This window comes from Sphingobacterium sp. UBA3549, assembly GCF_002376635.1.
GTDB lineage: Bacteria > Bacteroidota > Bacteroidia > Sphingobacteriales > Sphingobacteriaceae > Sphingobacterium.
In genome coordinates, this window is the sequence record NZ_DFOE01000038.1 from 22,830 (window position 1) to 38,207 (window position 15,378).

Below are 15,378 nucleotides of genomic sequence, written 5' to 3' on the forward strand. Positions count from 1 at the left end.
TGTTATTTATAGTTCGTTGTTGAAAATATCAAAATCTCCCGCGGCTGCGGCTTTGAGTAACAGTGACTGCCAAAGGTTAATGTGGACGATCTCTCGGTCAGTTTCGGCTCTATTGAGTGTGTAAAGGGTCTGTGTAACGTCTACAAGTGTCGCTAGACCGTTTTTATACATCGTCATTTTTTGGTGGTAAGCTTGCTGAGCTGCCGACACTTGTCGGGGAGCTTCTAAATCACTTTTTAGGGCCAGTTGGATTTTCACATCAGCAGCATCCAGCTGTGCGGTCAATTGGGCTTCGGCAGTTTGGTATTCTTCTCTTAGGGCATCATTGGTAAAGCGTTGTGCACTGATTTTTTTATTAATGCGTGCAATCGAAGTCAGATTCCAGTTTATGCCCAATCCCAAGAGATAATTTTGCCTACTGGGACGAACCCCTTGCCAATAATTTGTGCTGTAGGCTTGTAAATCCGTGATGTAGTCGCTCTTAAAACCAGAACCCCTGGTCTGGAAGACACCGAATGCGCTTACCGTAGGAAGATACTCTTTGGTGGATAGTTTTATTTGTTGGTCGCCTAGGTCAATGTTGCTTTGATAAAATTGCAGCAAAGGGTTGTTTTCAATCAAATTGTTGGAAAGAGGTGTGCGCTGGACAGGTGTTTTCTCCACCAGGGCAGTATCTATTTGAAGTTCCTTGGTTGGAATCCCCATTAATACCGTCAACTTATTGTTTTGCTCCTTCACATTTTCGCTGGCCTGGTTGAGACTGATTTTTGCACGCGATACTTCCGCTGAAGCGAGTGTAGAATCTACCCCGGGCAATAGTCCATTTTTTACTTTGGTGGCAGCAATATTTAAAAATACGAGTGCACGATTGAGATTCATCTGTTGATTTTTTTCCAATCGTTGACTGGCCAATAAATTGAGGTAAGCTGCGGCAATCTTGACTTTATGCTGGAACCTTTCCTGAGCGAGATCCGCCTGTCGTCTTTTAACGTCAGATTTAGCCAATTCGATGCGTTCTTTTTTTCGTCCAAAGGTGTAAATGTCCCAATTGACATTGGCTAAGTAAAGTGCACCAAATGCAGCATTCCAATTTTGTTCCGGAAGGGCTACTCCCGACGAAGCCACACCAAGTCCACCAAATCCATACAGCGGGCCATTTTGTCCGTTAATGGTCCCAAAATCCTGTTGAGCGACGATGTTCAGGTTGGGCCAAAAGTCGCGTTTGACTTGTTCATTGGTCTGCCGGGAAGACTGGAGATAATATTCCTTTGCCTTGATCATTCCATAATTTGCAATGCCTTGTTCTACCGCGTCTCGGAGCGTAAGTTGCTGAGCGAAGGAAGAGGATGTCGCAAGTGATACAGCCAGTGATAGCACTAAATTTAATTTCAGCATAGGTTATCTATCATTTATGGACACGAAGATAGTAAGGACAGCAACCCCGATGTCCCTTTAAAATGATCTATGGCATTTAAAAGTGACCAATTTAATTCGTCATTTATTTTTCTCCTGTTTTAAACTTAAAGCTTTTACTTTGTAACAGAATTTTAACAAAATAAGGATGATGAGAAAGGTTTTAGAGAACAAGATAATACAAGAGATCGTTCTATTGATCTTTTCATTTATCCTTTTTACGTTGAACGACTGGATTTTGATCTTGAGCTGGAAGGGCTTTCTGATGGGCGTGTTCTATTTTATGATCCTGTATGCGCACGCTCAGTTAAATCGTTTCTTTCTATTACCGCTGCTACTTAAGAAGAATAAACCCTTGTTGTATGTGTTCGCGTCGGTGGCAACCCTGCTCATTTTTGCAATCCTATTAAAAGAGCTAACGGACAACGTGATTTACAAGAATTGTTTTCTCTATAAGAATCTTGTACAGAAAACATTCCATTATCAATTTGGTGTACTATTGGGCTCGTTGATCTGTATATTGGGCAGTATACAATTTATCGAATTTTATCGCTTTCAACGGGTGAAGACCAGACGCGAACTGCTTTCCAATCAAACGCAACTGTCGCATTTAAAAAAGCAGCTCAACCCACATTTTCTATTCAACACGTTAAATACCATTTATGGTATTAATCTAAAGTATCCGGAACGTACTTCTGAATTGATCATCAAAGTGTCTCAGCTGCTTCGTTATCAAATGGAGAGCAGTGAACGGGAGTATGTGCCTATGGATGATGAAATTGATTTTATTTCAAGTTATATTGAACTCGAGCGCGAACGGTTAGGTTACCGAACAAAAATTGAATTTGATTATCAAAAAGAGGAAGATATCAATTATCAGATAGCGCCGATGCTATTGATTACTTTTGTAGAAAATGCTTTTAAACACGGAACCTGCAGTATTGAAGATTGTTTTGTACATATTTCGATCAAGATTGAAAAAGGGAACTTATATTTGCATGTACTGAATTCTGTTCCCATTAAGAAAAGGAATGTTTTTTCGGCGAAAATAGGTTTGGAAAATACAGTAGCGCGATTAAAGCTTTTGTATCCTAATCGGTATACATTAACGACGAATTCCAAGAAAGAGGAGTATGAGGTATCATTGGTTATCAATCTTTAAACAATGAATAAAAATAGCTGTATCGTGGTTGATGACGAACCTGCCGCGCATTATGTACTCGTAAATTATATTGAAAGAAGTACTGATCTGGAGTTGGTCGCTCAATGTTATAATGCTTTTGAGGCATTGGAGTTTCTTCGGGAGAACAAAGTAGATTTAATCTTCCTGGATATTGAAATGCCCGAAATTAATGGGATGGAGTTTCTGAAGATGCTGGATAACCCACCCAAGACGATTTTGACAACAGCCTATTCCGAATACGCACTGGAAAGCTATGATTATGGCGTTGTCGATTATTTATTAAAACCCATCTCGTTCCCCCGTTTTTTTAAGGCTGTTCAACGTTTTCTATCCTATAGCACGGTCCTACCACCCCAGGAAGAAGAACCCAAATCAATTAGTATACGCATGGATGGCCGTGTCATTGAGGTTAAATTAGCGCAGATTGATTTTATCCAGAGCTTTGGCAATTACGTGAAAATTGTCACTCCGGGACAAACTTATTTAACGGCAAGCACCACACAGCAAATTCTCACACAGGTGCCGGCATCAAAGTTTGTCCGTATCCACAAATCCTACATTGCTTCGATCAATAAGGTGATCAAATATGAGCATGGCATGGTACAGATCAATAATACTTCTTTACCTGTCGGTATTACTTTCCGTCGGGAATTGCAGGAGCGGCTAGCGAATAAATAGCGCCAAGCTAATGGTGATCTTATCGCTATGAACGAGTCAGTTGACTACCATTTCTCCTTTAATAGCGTTTCCAATTGACCGATTTCTTCCTGGTACATGGTTTTCTTTCTCGTTCCGAAGTAAAGGATATTTTCGACAGGCGATGTCCCTTCCCAGATTAGTTTTATTTTCCCGGAAGCAAGTGCTTCAGCACATAGGAAATCGGGAACGATGGAAAAGCCAGTATTGTTGCTTAAGCAGCGTATGATGGAGCTAATATTAGGAACGATATAATTGGGGCTAAAGTCTGGATGCTCGCCAAAGTGTGTTGACCAGTAGTTTTTTAAATGATCCATATCGGCAGCCGTGCTATACCATAATTGTTTTTTAAGGAGTTGAGCTGCTTCTTTAATTTTATTGTCGCTCAGCAGTGCTTCCAGTGTGGATGTATCCGTCTGACACCCCGCAATCAAGACAATGCGTTCTTTTGAGAACGCTTCGTATTGCAGGTTCTGCTGGTTTCCTTTTTGAGGCGTAATAATAAGGTCCAATAGGCCATTATCAAGATCCTGCTGCATCTGCGGGTATTCTCCAAATTTGATAATTAAATTGAAGGGGAGCTGGGCAATATGTTCTTCTAGGGTGTACTGAAAAGTCTCAAAACACATTCCGATACTGATCGTTATACGTTCGTCCAATGCACGTTTGTGAAAATGCTGTTCACCAGTTTCTAGTTTTTTAAGCGGATCAATCACATAGTTGTACAAGATTTTTCCCTTTTCGGTCGGCACCATTCTTCGCGCAGAGCGATCAAAAAGTTTGTACCCTGTAAACGCTTCCAGGGAATTCAGATGTAGGCTGACACCAGGTTGGGAAATAAACAATTCCTGTGCAGCTGCAGATAATGTTCCGGTTTCATAGATTGCCTTAAATGTACGAAGCCATTCTAAGTTCCATTTCATAGCTATTATTTTTATGATACAAATATATAATTTAAATTATTTTTATGATTTATAAAAATGATAGAAATTTGTATTATCAATAAGAAAAATTATAGAAATGAACATATTTATTATTAATGGCGGACAGAAATTCGCACACTCGGGAGGCTCTTTTAATACGACGATAACAAATTGGACCCTTGAAACATTGGGTGATAATGGATTTGAAACAAGGGTTACCAATATCAACGATGATTTTGATCCAATGGTTGAAGTTGAAAATTTTAAATGGGCAGAAATTATCATTTACCATTTTCCTGTATGGTGGTTTCAGGTTCCGAATCGTCTGAAGCTTTATATCGATGAGGTTTTTACGGCGGGTCACAACAACGGTATCTATAAACATGATGGTCGTTCACGTAACAATCCGGCCATTAACTATGGTACCGGTGGTTTGATGCAGGGTAAAAAATACCTGGTGACTTCGAGCTGGAATGCTCCTGAGACAGCCTTTACAATGGAAAATGAATTTTTTGATCAGCATTCCGTTGATGCCGGTGTTTTATTCGGTTTTCACAAGATGAATCAGTTTGCCGGATTGGAACATCTGGGAAGTTTCCATTTTCATGATATGGAGAAAGGTGCGTCTCAAGAACGTATTGACAATTACGAAAAGGAATATAAACAATATTTGGAAGAGGTGTTCCATTTGGAAACCACGATGAACTAAAATTTATTGATCGATAAATCGCTTTATCCGTGGCAGTATTGTGATGAGAAAAGATGGTAAAAAATATCATGTATTGTAGGCCGTGCGCAGGAGGAAGGTATTAACTAGAATTGAGGTATTGCGGTGGGTACCAAAATCAGTTGTGTTGCCTTGAATAAGCTTGTTTTATTCTGATTTAGTGACACGAATGATTTTGTTGGTACCTTGCTGAACAGCGACATCAACTTTATTTCGTTGCGTGTAGCTCTGTTGCAGGAGTTTTAATTTTTTGGTCAGTTGACCATCCTGATTATCTAACCAGAAGGTAGCTGCCATAATACCAATTTGAACTCTATAACTGGAGTCCGTTTCTAGAACAAGCTGCTCGATAACCTGATGTTGATACCAAGTGAGGTTTTTGTTTTCTTTTTGGGAAACACAGGCGTGTAGAAGAAATGCCAGAAGGGCTAGATAGCCGATTTTTAAAAGTTGACTGTGTATTAGGTTCATCACTAGTTTTTTTGTGTTGCACCAAATCTACTATTTTTGTCCAAATAATGAATTAACGTTGTGAGTTTTTACGCTCCCATTTAGACAGATACGCTTCATGTATTGACTAGGCTTCTCGCGTATGCGCCTTCAAGTAAATCTAAAAATGTATGAAGTTTGCTGTTCATTTCGCTGTAATCATAAGCCTGAATTTCGTCAGGTGATTGCACAAACTGGAGCGATTGGCTTTGAAGAAAGAGATCTTCTTCTGCAGCGATCAAAAGCCGGACGACTTCAGGTGTGAGTTCCATATGGCATTGAAATCCGTAGACGAGATTTGTATAGCGAACAATTTGCCGAGGGCAGCCGACGCTGCTTGCTAAGATTTTACTTTCTGGGCTAAGTCCAGGCATATCGCTGTGCCAATGTCCGACTGGTATCGGGCTGCCAAAATGAGCTATTTTGCTGTCTTGAATTCCTTCTGCTGTGAGCATGATCGGGAAAACTCCAATTTCTTTTTGCGGACTGTGTTCGTATGTTGCCGACAGCGCTTCGCCAATCAATTGTGCGCCCAGGCATATACCGACAACAGCCTTGCCTGCATTGATACATCGGCGGATAAAAGCGATTTCGGCTTTAGCGTCGAAATAAGGATATTCGATTTGGGATGAATCTGGACTTTGCGGTCCGCCCATAATGATCAACACATCGATGGAATCGATTTGTTCTGGCAAATGGTCCTGTCTATAGACGTGGGAAAAGGTGACCTCATGCTGTTGTTTTTCTGCCCAGGCTAAATAAGCTCCGGGTGCTTCGAAAACTTCGTGTTGTATAAAATGTATCCGCATTGCTTTTTATCTTATAGATTCTCATTCCAGTAATAACTATCTGGAGTAGGGCGCTGTCCAAAAATTGCCGTTCCTACCCTGACAATCGTCGCGCCTTCCGCTATCGCTATTTCTAAATCCCCGCTCATGCCCATCGACAGTTCTTTCATCGATACATCAGGAATAGCTAGGGCTATAATTTGTTGTTGAATGTGTTTAAGCAATTTGAAACAGGCTCTTACCTGTTCGGCCTCGGCACTCAATAGACCTATCGTCATCAGTCCTTTAATTTTTAGTGTGCTAAATGTGGCTATTTGCTGAACCAGATCGATGACTTTCTCTGGAGCAGCGCCATATTTGCTCTCTTCGAAGGAAGTGTTTACCTGGATGAGCACTTCCATGGTTTTATTTTCTTTTAAAAGGCGCTGATGCAATTTTTCGGCAAAATCTACACGATCTATTGAATGGATGCAGGATACATTATATTTGAGAATATCCTTGATTTTATTGGTTTGCAGGTGGCCAATAAAATGATTAACATGGGGAATAGCTTTTAAATACTCAAATTTGTCTTTCAGTTCCTGCACTTTATTCTCCGCTATCAACGTTTGTCCTGTACGTAGTGCAATTTCAATACGTTCGGCAGGTACAGTTTTAGTCGCTAGCAATAATTTTACTTCTCCGGGATTGCGCTGGTTTGCTTTGCACGCTTTGTCGATACGCTCTTGTATGATGCGTATATTTTCTGTAATAAACTCATCCATGTTGCGGTTGTATTGTTTGTTATTGAAGTCAAAATTACAGCCAATTATTAAGAAAAAGCTAGTCCAATTTAGCTAATACAAGCTGGTCCAGTACGAGCGTCTCTACACGAGTGTTTTTAGGTAGACTGCTCGATCGGGAGCGGCTATTACTGAAATTAGTTTTCTTGCGTCTTGCCGGGCATATTTGGATTATATTGCTGTACATGTTCTGCCTTAGCATAGATATGAGGTCCATTCATATCAATTCCTGCGGTTAAAAAGTCGTCAAGAATTAACTGAAAAATTTCAGATCTTGCAAATTCAATTTCCGCAGATCTTTCAATAAAGACATTCAGCTCATAGAGTACATAAAAATCATCTAACTGTTTTTGTAGCACAAATGGTGCGGGATTAAGTTTAACTCTTTTTACGCGCGGTGGTATGTTTAAAAGCAACTCATGGATCCGTTGCCAAGGCTCTTCATAACCGACCGTTAATTCCACCTGAAAGCAGATTCCATCCTCTGAAAAGGTCGAGTAATTCACTGTATTTCCGGAAAGAACAGAGGAATTGGGAATCGTAATCTCCTCATTCTTTATGGTTCGAAGCCTGGTTACTAAGGGCGATTTTTCGATAACAACACCTGTTTTGTCGGCAATGGTGATGCGGTCTCCGATCCGGAAAGGACGCATATACGTGATTACAAGACCTGCAATGATATTGGAAATCGCAGAAGATGACCCTAAAGAGAACAGGATACCAATAAATACGGATATTCCTTTAAAGATATCTGAATTTGCTCCGGGTAAGTACGGGAATATGAGCACCAGCGTAAATGCGTGAAGCAGGAAACGAACGATGGTAAAGGTTGGCATGGCAAAATCACGGTGAAAACCGTTAATTTCTAATTTGCCCTTGTCAATCTCGCTAAAAATATATTTTATAAATCGAACAGCATAGCGCATGACGGCAAGTATCACTAAAATTGTGATCAGATTTGGAATATAATGCCATATGGCCAAGACTGCGGTTTTGAGCGGTTTTGTGAAAAGTCCGATCAGATTGGAAGCCCAGCTCTGTGTAAATGGGAAAACACTGAAAACAATAGGCAGAACGATAAAGGCGATTAGGATGATCAATCCCCAACGTAAGATATTAATCGCATGAATAAACATCCGTGTTTTTTGTACCGAAGTAACGAGTACGTAATTTTTGATCTTAATGTCTTTAATCCGCTGCGTTCGTTCCGTTAGTATGCGTCGTGTCCCGTATGCTTTTAACCTATTTATTAGTAAGATCAGAATAGAAAAAACAATGAGAATAAGGAGTACGAGCCCAATTCGGGTAAGAAGTTTTGTGATGCTGTTCGCGGCACGTTCAGCTGTGATGCTATCTTGAATCTTTTTTAGATAGTTTGCCGCAATTTCTTCTTTGCTTTTTCCTTCAAGAAGTGCATCAAGTTCGGTGACGGAAGTTATGATGAGATCTTTATAAACGATGTCGGCGCTGATTTCGCTGTTTTCGATTTTAAATGAATCTACTTTCACAAAATCATCTTCATAGAGATTGTGGATTCTGCTAACCACGTTGGAAGCGCGATCTTTGGCTAATGACGATCCAAGCTTATTGTAGATATAGAATAACGTGTCTTGAAACGGCGCGACTGCGTATCTTTTTGTGTTTTTTTTGATCGAGTCTACTTTGACTTTCAGTTGCTGCTGCCGAATCGTATTTTCTTCGTCAAACTCATTGAGCTGCTGTTTTAAGTTCTCCTTTTTGGGACTATTTTGACTTTTAAGGTCGGCAATTTCGTGCTGAAGCTTTACCCGTTCGAGCGAATCATTGATTTGCTGTTGCCTGATTCCATTCAGTAAGGAACTCAGATCCAGCTCTTTTTTATTGACCGAATCTATTTCTTGTGCATAGAGCTGTAAGCTTGTTGACAAAAGATAAGATAGGGTCACGAAGAAATAAATAGAAATACTTCTCATTGTGTTGTTGGTAAAATTGAATGCCGATTTTTATTAGGTCATTGAGCACATAACGATCGGACGGGTTCTCAAAGATAATAATTATCTTGATTAGATGGCAGCATGTCAAATATGATATAAATTGAAGGTAAAATGATACGATGCGACAGCTGAATTCCAATTATTCCAACTTTCTTTGTTAAAAGGATTGGGCAAATGCTCAATAGGGAAAACTGTATAGCTAATTTTATCCAAAAAATATGATTAAACCTTTTCAAAAATCTATTTATGCAATGAACAAACTTGGGAAGATGGGTCTCTGTATTGTTGTGGCCTGTGTTTCCGCTGTTTTAGATGGACAAGCCCAAGAACGCAAAGCTCCAGCTTATCCATTGATTACACACAACCCCAATTTCAGTATATGGTCCATGACGGACCAGCTTCATGCGTCGACAACGAAACACTGGACAGATGCTGATCATTCACTGTTGGGTTTAATTGATGTTGATGGCAATACTTATCGTTTTCTTGGCAAAGAAGAGCCTAGTTATGCGGTCATTCTACCGACTTCGGAAGATAAATCTTATACGGTACAGTATACTGAATCAAAGCCTCAAGGCGGCTGGGAGTCTTCCGCTTATAATACGAATACGTGGAAATCGGGACTTGCACCCATCGGTGATGATGCGCAGCAGGTAAAGACACTTTGGAAATCAGACGATATCTGGGTGAGACGTGAGTTTTCCGTTGCGGATCTGAAGGGTATCAATGAGCTGTTTCTAAAACTCAATCATGATGATAATATCGAAGTATTTTTGAATGGGAAGAAGGTTTACGAAAAGGTAGGTTGGACCAACAGCTTTCAATATTTGCCGATTGACAAGGCTAATTTAAAGGCCGGGCAAAATCATATTGCCATCCATTTGAAGAATAGTGCTGGCGGTCGTTACCTCGATTTTGGATTGGTTGACAGGCTTAAAGAGCGTGGGCCACGGATTCAGGAAGCGGTGCAAAAAGATGTGGAAATAACAGCGACGCGTACGGTCTATAATTTTCAGGCCGGTAAGGTGGATCTAAAATTAACCTTTACGTCGCCTTTGCTGATGGATGATCTGAATGTATTGGCTCGCCCCGTAAGCTATATCACATACAACGTAAAAGCAAATGATGGCAAGCAGCATGCGGTGAAAGTTTTTCTAAGTGCATCCTCAAATATTGCGGTGTATAAACCTTCACAGGAAGTAACCGCCGAAAAATATGAGACAGAAAAATTGTCTGTCCTAAAAACGGGAACGGTCGAACAACCCATTTTGCAGAAAGGGGCCGATGATATGCGGATAGACTGGGGGTATTTTTACGTTGCTTCGCCGAAGCGGGATAAAACGCAACAGTTTATTAGTCCGAGGGCCGGAGCTGTAGATGCCTTTAGAAAGGGAACGACGACCGCTGCAAAAACCGTTAAGGGTACATCACTTGCGCTGAACACTGTCATTCCATTTGGAACTGTGGGGGCGAAAGCGGAGGAGCGTTTTGTTGAGGTTGGCTACGATGAGATTTATGCGATTCAGTATTTCAACAATAACCTGAGACCATGGTGGAACAATTCTGGCAAAGAAACGATGGAAAATCAGTTGTCTTTGGCTGCAGATGAGTATCGTAATGTGCTCGATAAGTGCGTGGCATTCGACAAGGCGGTTTATGCGGATGCGCTCAAATCGGGTGGAAAAGAGTACGCACATCTTAGTATTCTAGCTTATCGCCAAAGCATAGCAGCACATACCTTGGTAAAAAGTCCGAAAAATGAACTATTATGGTTGTCGAAAGAAAATAATAGTGGTGGTTTTATCAATACGGTGGATGTCACTTATCCTTCAGCGCCCTTGTATCTGATCTATAATCCGGAGTTGTTGAAAGGGATGTTAAGTGGAATATTTTATTTCAGTGAGAGCGGTAAATATCCCTATCCTTGGGCCGCGCACGATTTGGGTACGTATCCATTGGCCAATGGTCAAACCTATGGTGAACCTATGCCTGTGGAGGAATCGGGCAATATGATTATTTTAACTGCGGCAATCGCGAAAGTGCAAGGAAATGCTGACTATGCCAAGAAGCATTGGAAAACCCTTACTACTTGGGTAGATTATCTTGTTAAAGACGGTTTTGATCCTAAGACACAGCTTTGTACAGACGATTTTGCCGGTCACCTTGCTCGAAATACGAACTTATCTGTCAAAGCAATTGTTGGTATCGCTTGTTATGCGCAGCTGGCTGAAGCAATTGGTGAAACAGCCATTGCAAAAAAATACCGTGCAATTGCGGAGGAAATGGTTCCAAGATGGATGGAAATGGCAGATGCTGGCGACCATTATGCGCTGACATTTGATGATAAAAATACTTGGAGTCAGAAATATAATTTGATCTGGGACAAAGTATTGGGATTAAATCTATTTCCTCAAAAGGTCTATGATACGGAAATTAAATATTACCTAACCAAGCAAAATAGATTCGGCATACCATTGGACAGCCGCAAAGCCTACACCAAAAACGACTGGATTCTTTGGACAGCATCATTTGCTCCATCAAGGGAAGCGTTTGAAGCTTTGGTAAAACCAGTGTATAACCATGCAATTCAAACGGAATCCCGCGTCCCTTTGAATGATTTTTATGATTCCAATACTGGAATTCGTGAAAATTTTAAGGCGCGTAGTGTCGTTGGAGGTTTTTATATGAAACTTTTAGCGGATAAGATGAAACAACAATAAATAAGAGCAATAAGCAAACTTCTAACGAAGTATTTAGTTTATGTTGTGAATAAGACGGCGGGCAATCAAAGAATTGCTCGCCGTTTTTTCGATAGATTGAATTTATCATTTAATTTCAAATAGTGTTTAAAATCTTTATATTTAGTAGGGCTAAGGCTAATTGGGATATGGAGATTCGAAAGTCATTAAAATCGGTTTTTGCTGGAAGCATTGGTTTAGTCACCCTATTAGCCCTTATTGGGCAATTTACATTAAGTGCTCTTGTCTCGAAGCTCGGCACAACCGATTATGTAATACAGTTTTTTAGTTATTTTACGATTTTAAGTAATGTCTTGGTGCTGTTATGTTGTTTTTTTACTGTTTTCTTGGCAAAAAGCCGATTGGGCATATTCTTCACTAACGCCCAAACAATTACTGCCGTCACACTTTACATACTTATTGTCGCGCTTATCTATAATAGCTTACTTCGTTTTTTGTTAAACACAAAAGGGATGCTGAGTTTGGTAGACGAGTTACTGCATGTTGTAACGCCTTTGAGTTTTTTCCTATTCTGGTGGCTATTTTGTAACAAAAAAGTGCTCCGTTGGCGCCAGATTTTCTATTGGTTGATTTTCCCATTAGGCTATTTATTGTATACCTTGTGGCATGGGTGGGTTTCCGGATTTTATCCTTATCCTTTTATGAATGTTTCTGAGTTGGGCATAGGAAGAGTTATTTTGAACAGTTTGGGAATGACTCTGGTGTTCGTCCTCATCGCCATGTTATTGATTGGATTGGGAAAATGGCAAAATAAATAGCGTACTCAACGTATTGAAAAATAAGAAAACTCAAAGCTGTTCGATATTGTTATATGACAGAACAGTTTCTATTTTATACTTTAATTGAATTGAAAATGGTTATACGATTTTTTGTCTGTGTCTCTTTGGTATTATGTACGATATGTTGTTTTGGTCAAGTTGATGTTGATAAAATGAGGGCCGAGTACGCTACCGCCGTTCAAAATAAGAAGCTCTGCGAAACGAATCTGAAACTATTGGAAAAATCCGCCAATTCCGCAACGGAGAAGGGTTACCTCGCTGCTTATGAAATTTTATGGGCCAAACATATGGGCAACCCTTTTTCGAAATTGGGTCAATTCAAAAAAGGAAAGAAGCTTTTAGAAGAAATGATCATGAAATATCCGGACAATATCGATTTACGGTTTATTCGATGGAGTGTACAGACGCATGCACCGTCTTTTTTAAGCTATGGTAAAGATCGATTGCGAGACAAGGAATATTTGGTAAAAAATTTGCATAAATTGCCCAACCCAAAAGGCAGGGAGGTGATCTACAAATATTTAAAAGAAGCCAATAGTTATCTTAAAGGTGACCATGCATTCTCGCAGGCCGAACTCAATCAGCTTGCCAAATAGAACGTATACTGTCTATCGTTAAGGAATGTAGTGCATGTATAGGTTCTAAATAGCATATTATACCATATACTGTATCACAATATATACTAGCGCAACATGTTCAACAAAATGATTGAACACAAAATTAGAAAGACCCCGTCATTTTCCTAATGTCGGGGTTCTGTTTTAAGAGGCCGCTGTGGATAGCCCCTTTTCCTTTATTATGATTGTTTTAAATCAGCATGCTTAGTCTCAATATAGTCGATTTGAATGGCCGATCGCGCGAATATTAAACGATGCGATGCGAATAATAACTAGCGGTTGTCAAAAGCTGGAGTACACTTATTTTTGTCTACATATCCCTTTGTAGTTTTAATACAGAAATGGTTACTAAATCATAAAAATTGACAGATGTTTAAAAATAGGAGACTCAGCAAAAATCCGCTTCATTATGTATATGCGGTATTATGGATTGTTTTATTTGGTTCAATCGCTTACTATATTTATTCGGGAGCAGCATTTAAACCCGACAATGGCAAAATTCATTTGGTAGCTATTCTTATCGCTTGGATGGTAGAGTATCTAGGACTTAAAATGACAAGTCTACTATTCTTAATTTATGGAATCTATCGAGCGATGACTACCGTATTTGACAAAACAGACTTGAGCACTGACAATTAACACGTCGCTGCAAAACCGCGTTTACATTCAAGAATATACTAGATTTTAACTTGCTATACGTGTTTTGACGGCGATGAAGGTTTTTCAAGACATTAGCTGAAGGTTTTTAAGACATTATATGCGCGATGGGTTGGAGGCTTTAGCAAAGCGGTTTTTTAAATGCTGCCTCCTTGAACGGCGCAGGCGTGATTTTTTTACAGGGTAATGTCTGTTCTTGGTAATATTGTTAAAAATTAAGGCGACTAGCAATAGAATGGTGCAGCCTGATAGTACCGGGCTTAATACATACCAGTATCCCAGTGATGCAATTTTCGTTCCGCTGCTGACTGCAATCAGCGCTGTTGCTCCACCCGGAGGATGCAAGGTACGGGTATACTGCATACACACAATTGACAAGGCAACAGCAGAAGGGGCTGTAAGCCAAATAATATCAGGAAGGAGCTGTGCCACTGTGACGCCAGCGATGGCAGAGACAACATGCCCACCGATTAGGTTGCGAGGCTGTGCTAGTGGGCTTTGTATGGCTCCATAAACCAAAACTGAAGAAGCTCCAAAAGAGCCTATCAAAAAGACATTTTCTATTGAGGGTAAGTGAAGTGATTGGATATAAGCGATAATGAATATCCCGACAAAGGCACCAATGAAGGACCAAAAATGTTCCCAAGGATCGACTAATGTCTCCCTATAGACCACGTATCGGTATATCCTTAATTTTCTTTGAAGATGCTGTTTCATTTTATGTGCAAATATAGATAGAACTAGCGTTCAAATTTTGTGCATTCTATCTCGATTTTTGAAGATTTTATACCATACAATAGCGATTAACGAAGCTTTGCAGGTATACGCTATTTGTCGGTATACGCTACTTGTCCCCCAAAGCTGTCCACCTGCTTTTTTTGAAGCAGTTGGCGGAATGTGGGTACCAATAGGTTATACGTTTAACAAGAGCTCTATTTAAGTAAGCTGCATATACATATGATAATATGCGCTACCTGCAACGTACGTTTTCTTCCCAATGTGAAAACCAATCCTTTCATAGAGCTTTCGCGCATTTGGATTCGCGAGGTCAACAAGTAAGCCAACCTGATTAAAGTGATTTTCTTTAGCATGTGTAATGGCATGGTGTAAAAGTTTGGTTCCGATACCTTTACCTCTTGCAGTGGGGGCAACAGCGATGGAATCGATATAAAATTCGCCACCGGCCGTTTCAGTTTCTGGAATCAAATTATTTGCGTAGTGCTCCGTTATAAGATCCAGGATAGGCTGTCTTAATTCAATAAACCGGTCACCATCGTAACCTGTCAATGAACCTATAATCCGGTCATCGACGTCAACGACCACAAAAGTGTTTTCATAGCTGTAGAGATTTCCTTTTTGTTGGAAAAGCTGCGTTAAAAAATGTACGGCTGCATGTTGATCTTCCTGTCGGATCAAGCGGAATATCATCTCTTCCATTGCCTGAAGCATAATTTCAGGAACACGGTGCGAATCGCTTGCTGTGGCTTTTCTAATTTTATAGTGGGTATCCATGATGGTAACAATAAAAACGAAGTTAGTAAACTTGATCGACTTTACTTAGACGATTTGATTTCCCTGCTTTGGGTCGAATA

Annotated in this window: 15 protein-coding genes; 7 read left to right on the forward strand and 8 right to left on the reverse strand. The window is 40.1% G+C overall.

The window, feature by feature from the left end:
* Positions 1-6: 6 nt before the first annotated feature.
* Positions 7-1,395 (reverse strand): TolC family protein, encoded by a 1,389-nt coding sequence (locus tag B2W36_RS21245; protein WP_293884765.1) that lies wholly within the window; start codon positions 1,393-1,395, stop codon positions 7-9.
* Between the two features lie 166 nt (positions 1,396-1,561).
* On the opposite strand from B2W36_RS21245, the gene B2W36_RS21250 reads away from it, so the two are divergent.
* The gene (locus B2W36_RS21250) at positions 1,562-2,575 is read left to right on the forward strand and encodes a sensor histidine kinase (protein ID WP_293884766.1); all 1,014 of its coding nucleotides are present in this window, start codon (positions 1,562-1,564) and stop codon (positions 2,573-2,575) included.
* A 3-nt stretch (positions 2,576-2,578) separates the two neighbouring features.
* Positions 2,579-3,274 carry a LytR/AlgR family response regulator transcription factor gene (locus B2W36_RS21255; RefSeq protein WP_293884767.1) on the forward strand — a complete coding sequence of 232 codons (696 nt, stop codon included), beginning with the start codon at positions 2,579-2,581 and terminating at the stop codon, positions 3,272-3,274.
* 44 nt (positions 3,275-3,318) lie between these two features.
* Here the strand turns inward: B2W36_RS21255 and B2W36_RS21260 are convergent, their stop codons facing one another.
* Positions 3,319-4,215, reverse strand: a complete 897-nt coding sequence (locus B2W36_RS21260; RefSeq protein WP_293889480.1) for a LysR family transcriptional regulator — start codon at positions 4,213-4,215, stop codon at positions 3,319-3,321.
* A gap of 97 nt (positions 4,216-4,312) precedes the next feature.
* Between B2W36_RS21260 and B2W36_RS21265 the strand changes: the two genes are divergently transcribed.
* Positions 4,313-4,924, forward strand: a complete 612-nt coding sequence (locus B2W36_RS21265) for an NAD(P)H-dependent oxidoreductase (protein WP_293884769.1) — start codon at positions 4,313-4,315, stop codon at positions 4,922-4,924.
* A 165-nt stretch (positions 4,925-5,089) separates the two neighbouring features.
* Here B2W36_RS21265 and B2W36_RS21270 read toward each other — a convergent pair whose 3' ends face one another.
* From B2W36_RS21270 to B2W36_RS21285, 4 genes are all read right to left on the reverse strand, one after another.
* Positions 5,090-5,413, reverse strand: a complete 324-nt coding sequence (locus tag B2W36_RS21270) for a hypothetical protein (protein ID WP_293889481.1) — start codon at positions 5,411-5,413, stop codon at positions 5,090-5,092.
* A 95-nt stretch (positions 5,414-5,508) separates the two neighbouring features.
* On the reverse strand, positions 5,509-6,240 hold the full coding sequence (locus tag B2W36_RS21275; RefSeq protein ID WP_293889482.1) for a glutamine amidotransferase-related protein: 732 nt from the start codon (positions 6,238-6,240) through the stop codon (positions 5,509-5,511).
* A gap of 11 nt (positions 6,241-6,251) precedes the next feature.
* Positions 6,252-6,983, reverse strand: a complete 732-nt coding sequence (locus B2W36_RS21280; RefSeq protein ID WP_293884772.1) for a YggS family pyridoxal phosphate-dependent enzyme — start codon at positions 6,981-6,983, stop codon at positions 6,252-6,254.
* Between the two features lie 155 nt (positions 6,984-7,138).
* Positions 7,139-8,953: a mechanosensitive ion channel family protein gene (locus B2W36_RS21285; protein WP_293884773.1), complete on the reverse strand. Its 1,815-nt coding sequence runs from the start codon at positions 8,951-8,953 to the stop codon at positions 7,139-7,141.
* Positions 8,954-9,243: 290 nt separating this feature from the next.
* On the opposite strand from B2W36_RS21285, the gene B2W36_RS21290 reads away from it, so the two are divergent.
* From B2W36_RS21290 to B2W36_RS21305, 4 genes are all read left to right on the forward strand, one after another.
* Positions 9,244-11,694 carry a glutaminase domain-containing protein gene (locus tag B2W36_RS21290; protein ID WP_409530100.1) on the forward strand — a complete coding sequence of 817 codons (2,451 nt, stop codon included), beginning with the start codon at positions 9,244-9,246 and terminating at the stop codon, positions 11,692-11,694.
* A gap of 167 nt (positions 11,695-11,861) precedes the next feature.
* Positions 11,862-12,491, forward strand: coding sequence for a Pr6Pr family membrane protein (locus B2W36_RS21295; RefSeq protein ID WP_293889484.1), 630 nt, complete (start codon positions 11,862-11,864; stop codon positions 12,489-12,491).
* A gap of 95 nt (positions 12,492-12,586) precedes the next feature.
* Positions 12,587-13,108, forward strand: a complete 522-nt coding sequence (locus tag B2W36_RS21300; protein ID WP_209577952.1) for a hypothetical protein — start codon at positions 12,587-12,589, stop codon at positions 13,106-13,108.
* Positions 13,109-13,498: 390 nt separating this feature from the next.
* Positions 13,499-13,768, forward strand: a complete 270-nt coding sequence (locus B2W36_RS21305) for a hypothetical protein (protein ID WP_293889485.1) — start codon at positions 13,499-13,501, stop codon at positions 13,766-13,768.
* 114 nt (positions 13,769-13,882) lie between these two features.
* Here B2W36_RS21305 and B2W36_RS21310 read toward each other — a convergent pair whose 3' ends face one another.
* Together B2W36_RS21310 and B2W36_RS21315 are read right to left on the reverse strand one after the other, a co-directional pair.
* Complete coding sequence (locus B2W36_RS21310) at positions 13,883-14,461, reverse strand: HPP family protein (protein WP_293889486.1); 579 nt, start codon at positions 14,459-14,461, stop codon at positions 13,883-13,885.
* A 261-nt stretch (positions 14,462-14,722) separates the two neighbouring features.
* A complete protein-coding gene (locus B2W36_RS21315; RefSeq protein WP_293889487.1) occupies positions 14,723-15,298 on the reverse strand; it encodes a GNAT family N-acetyltransferase in 576 nt (191 codons plus the stop codon).
* Between the last annotated feature and the right edge of the window lie 80 nt (positions 15,299-15,378).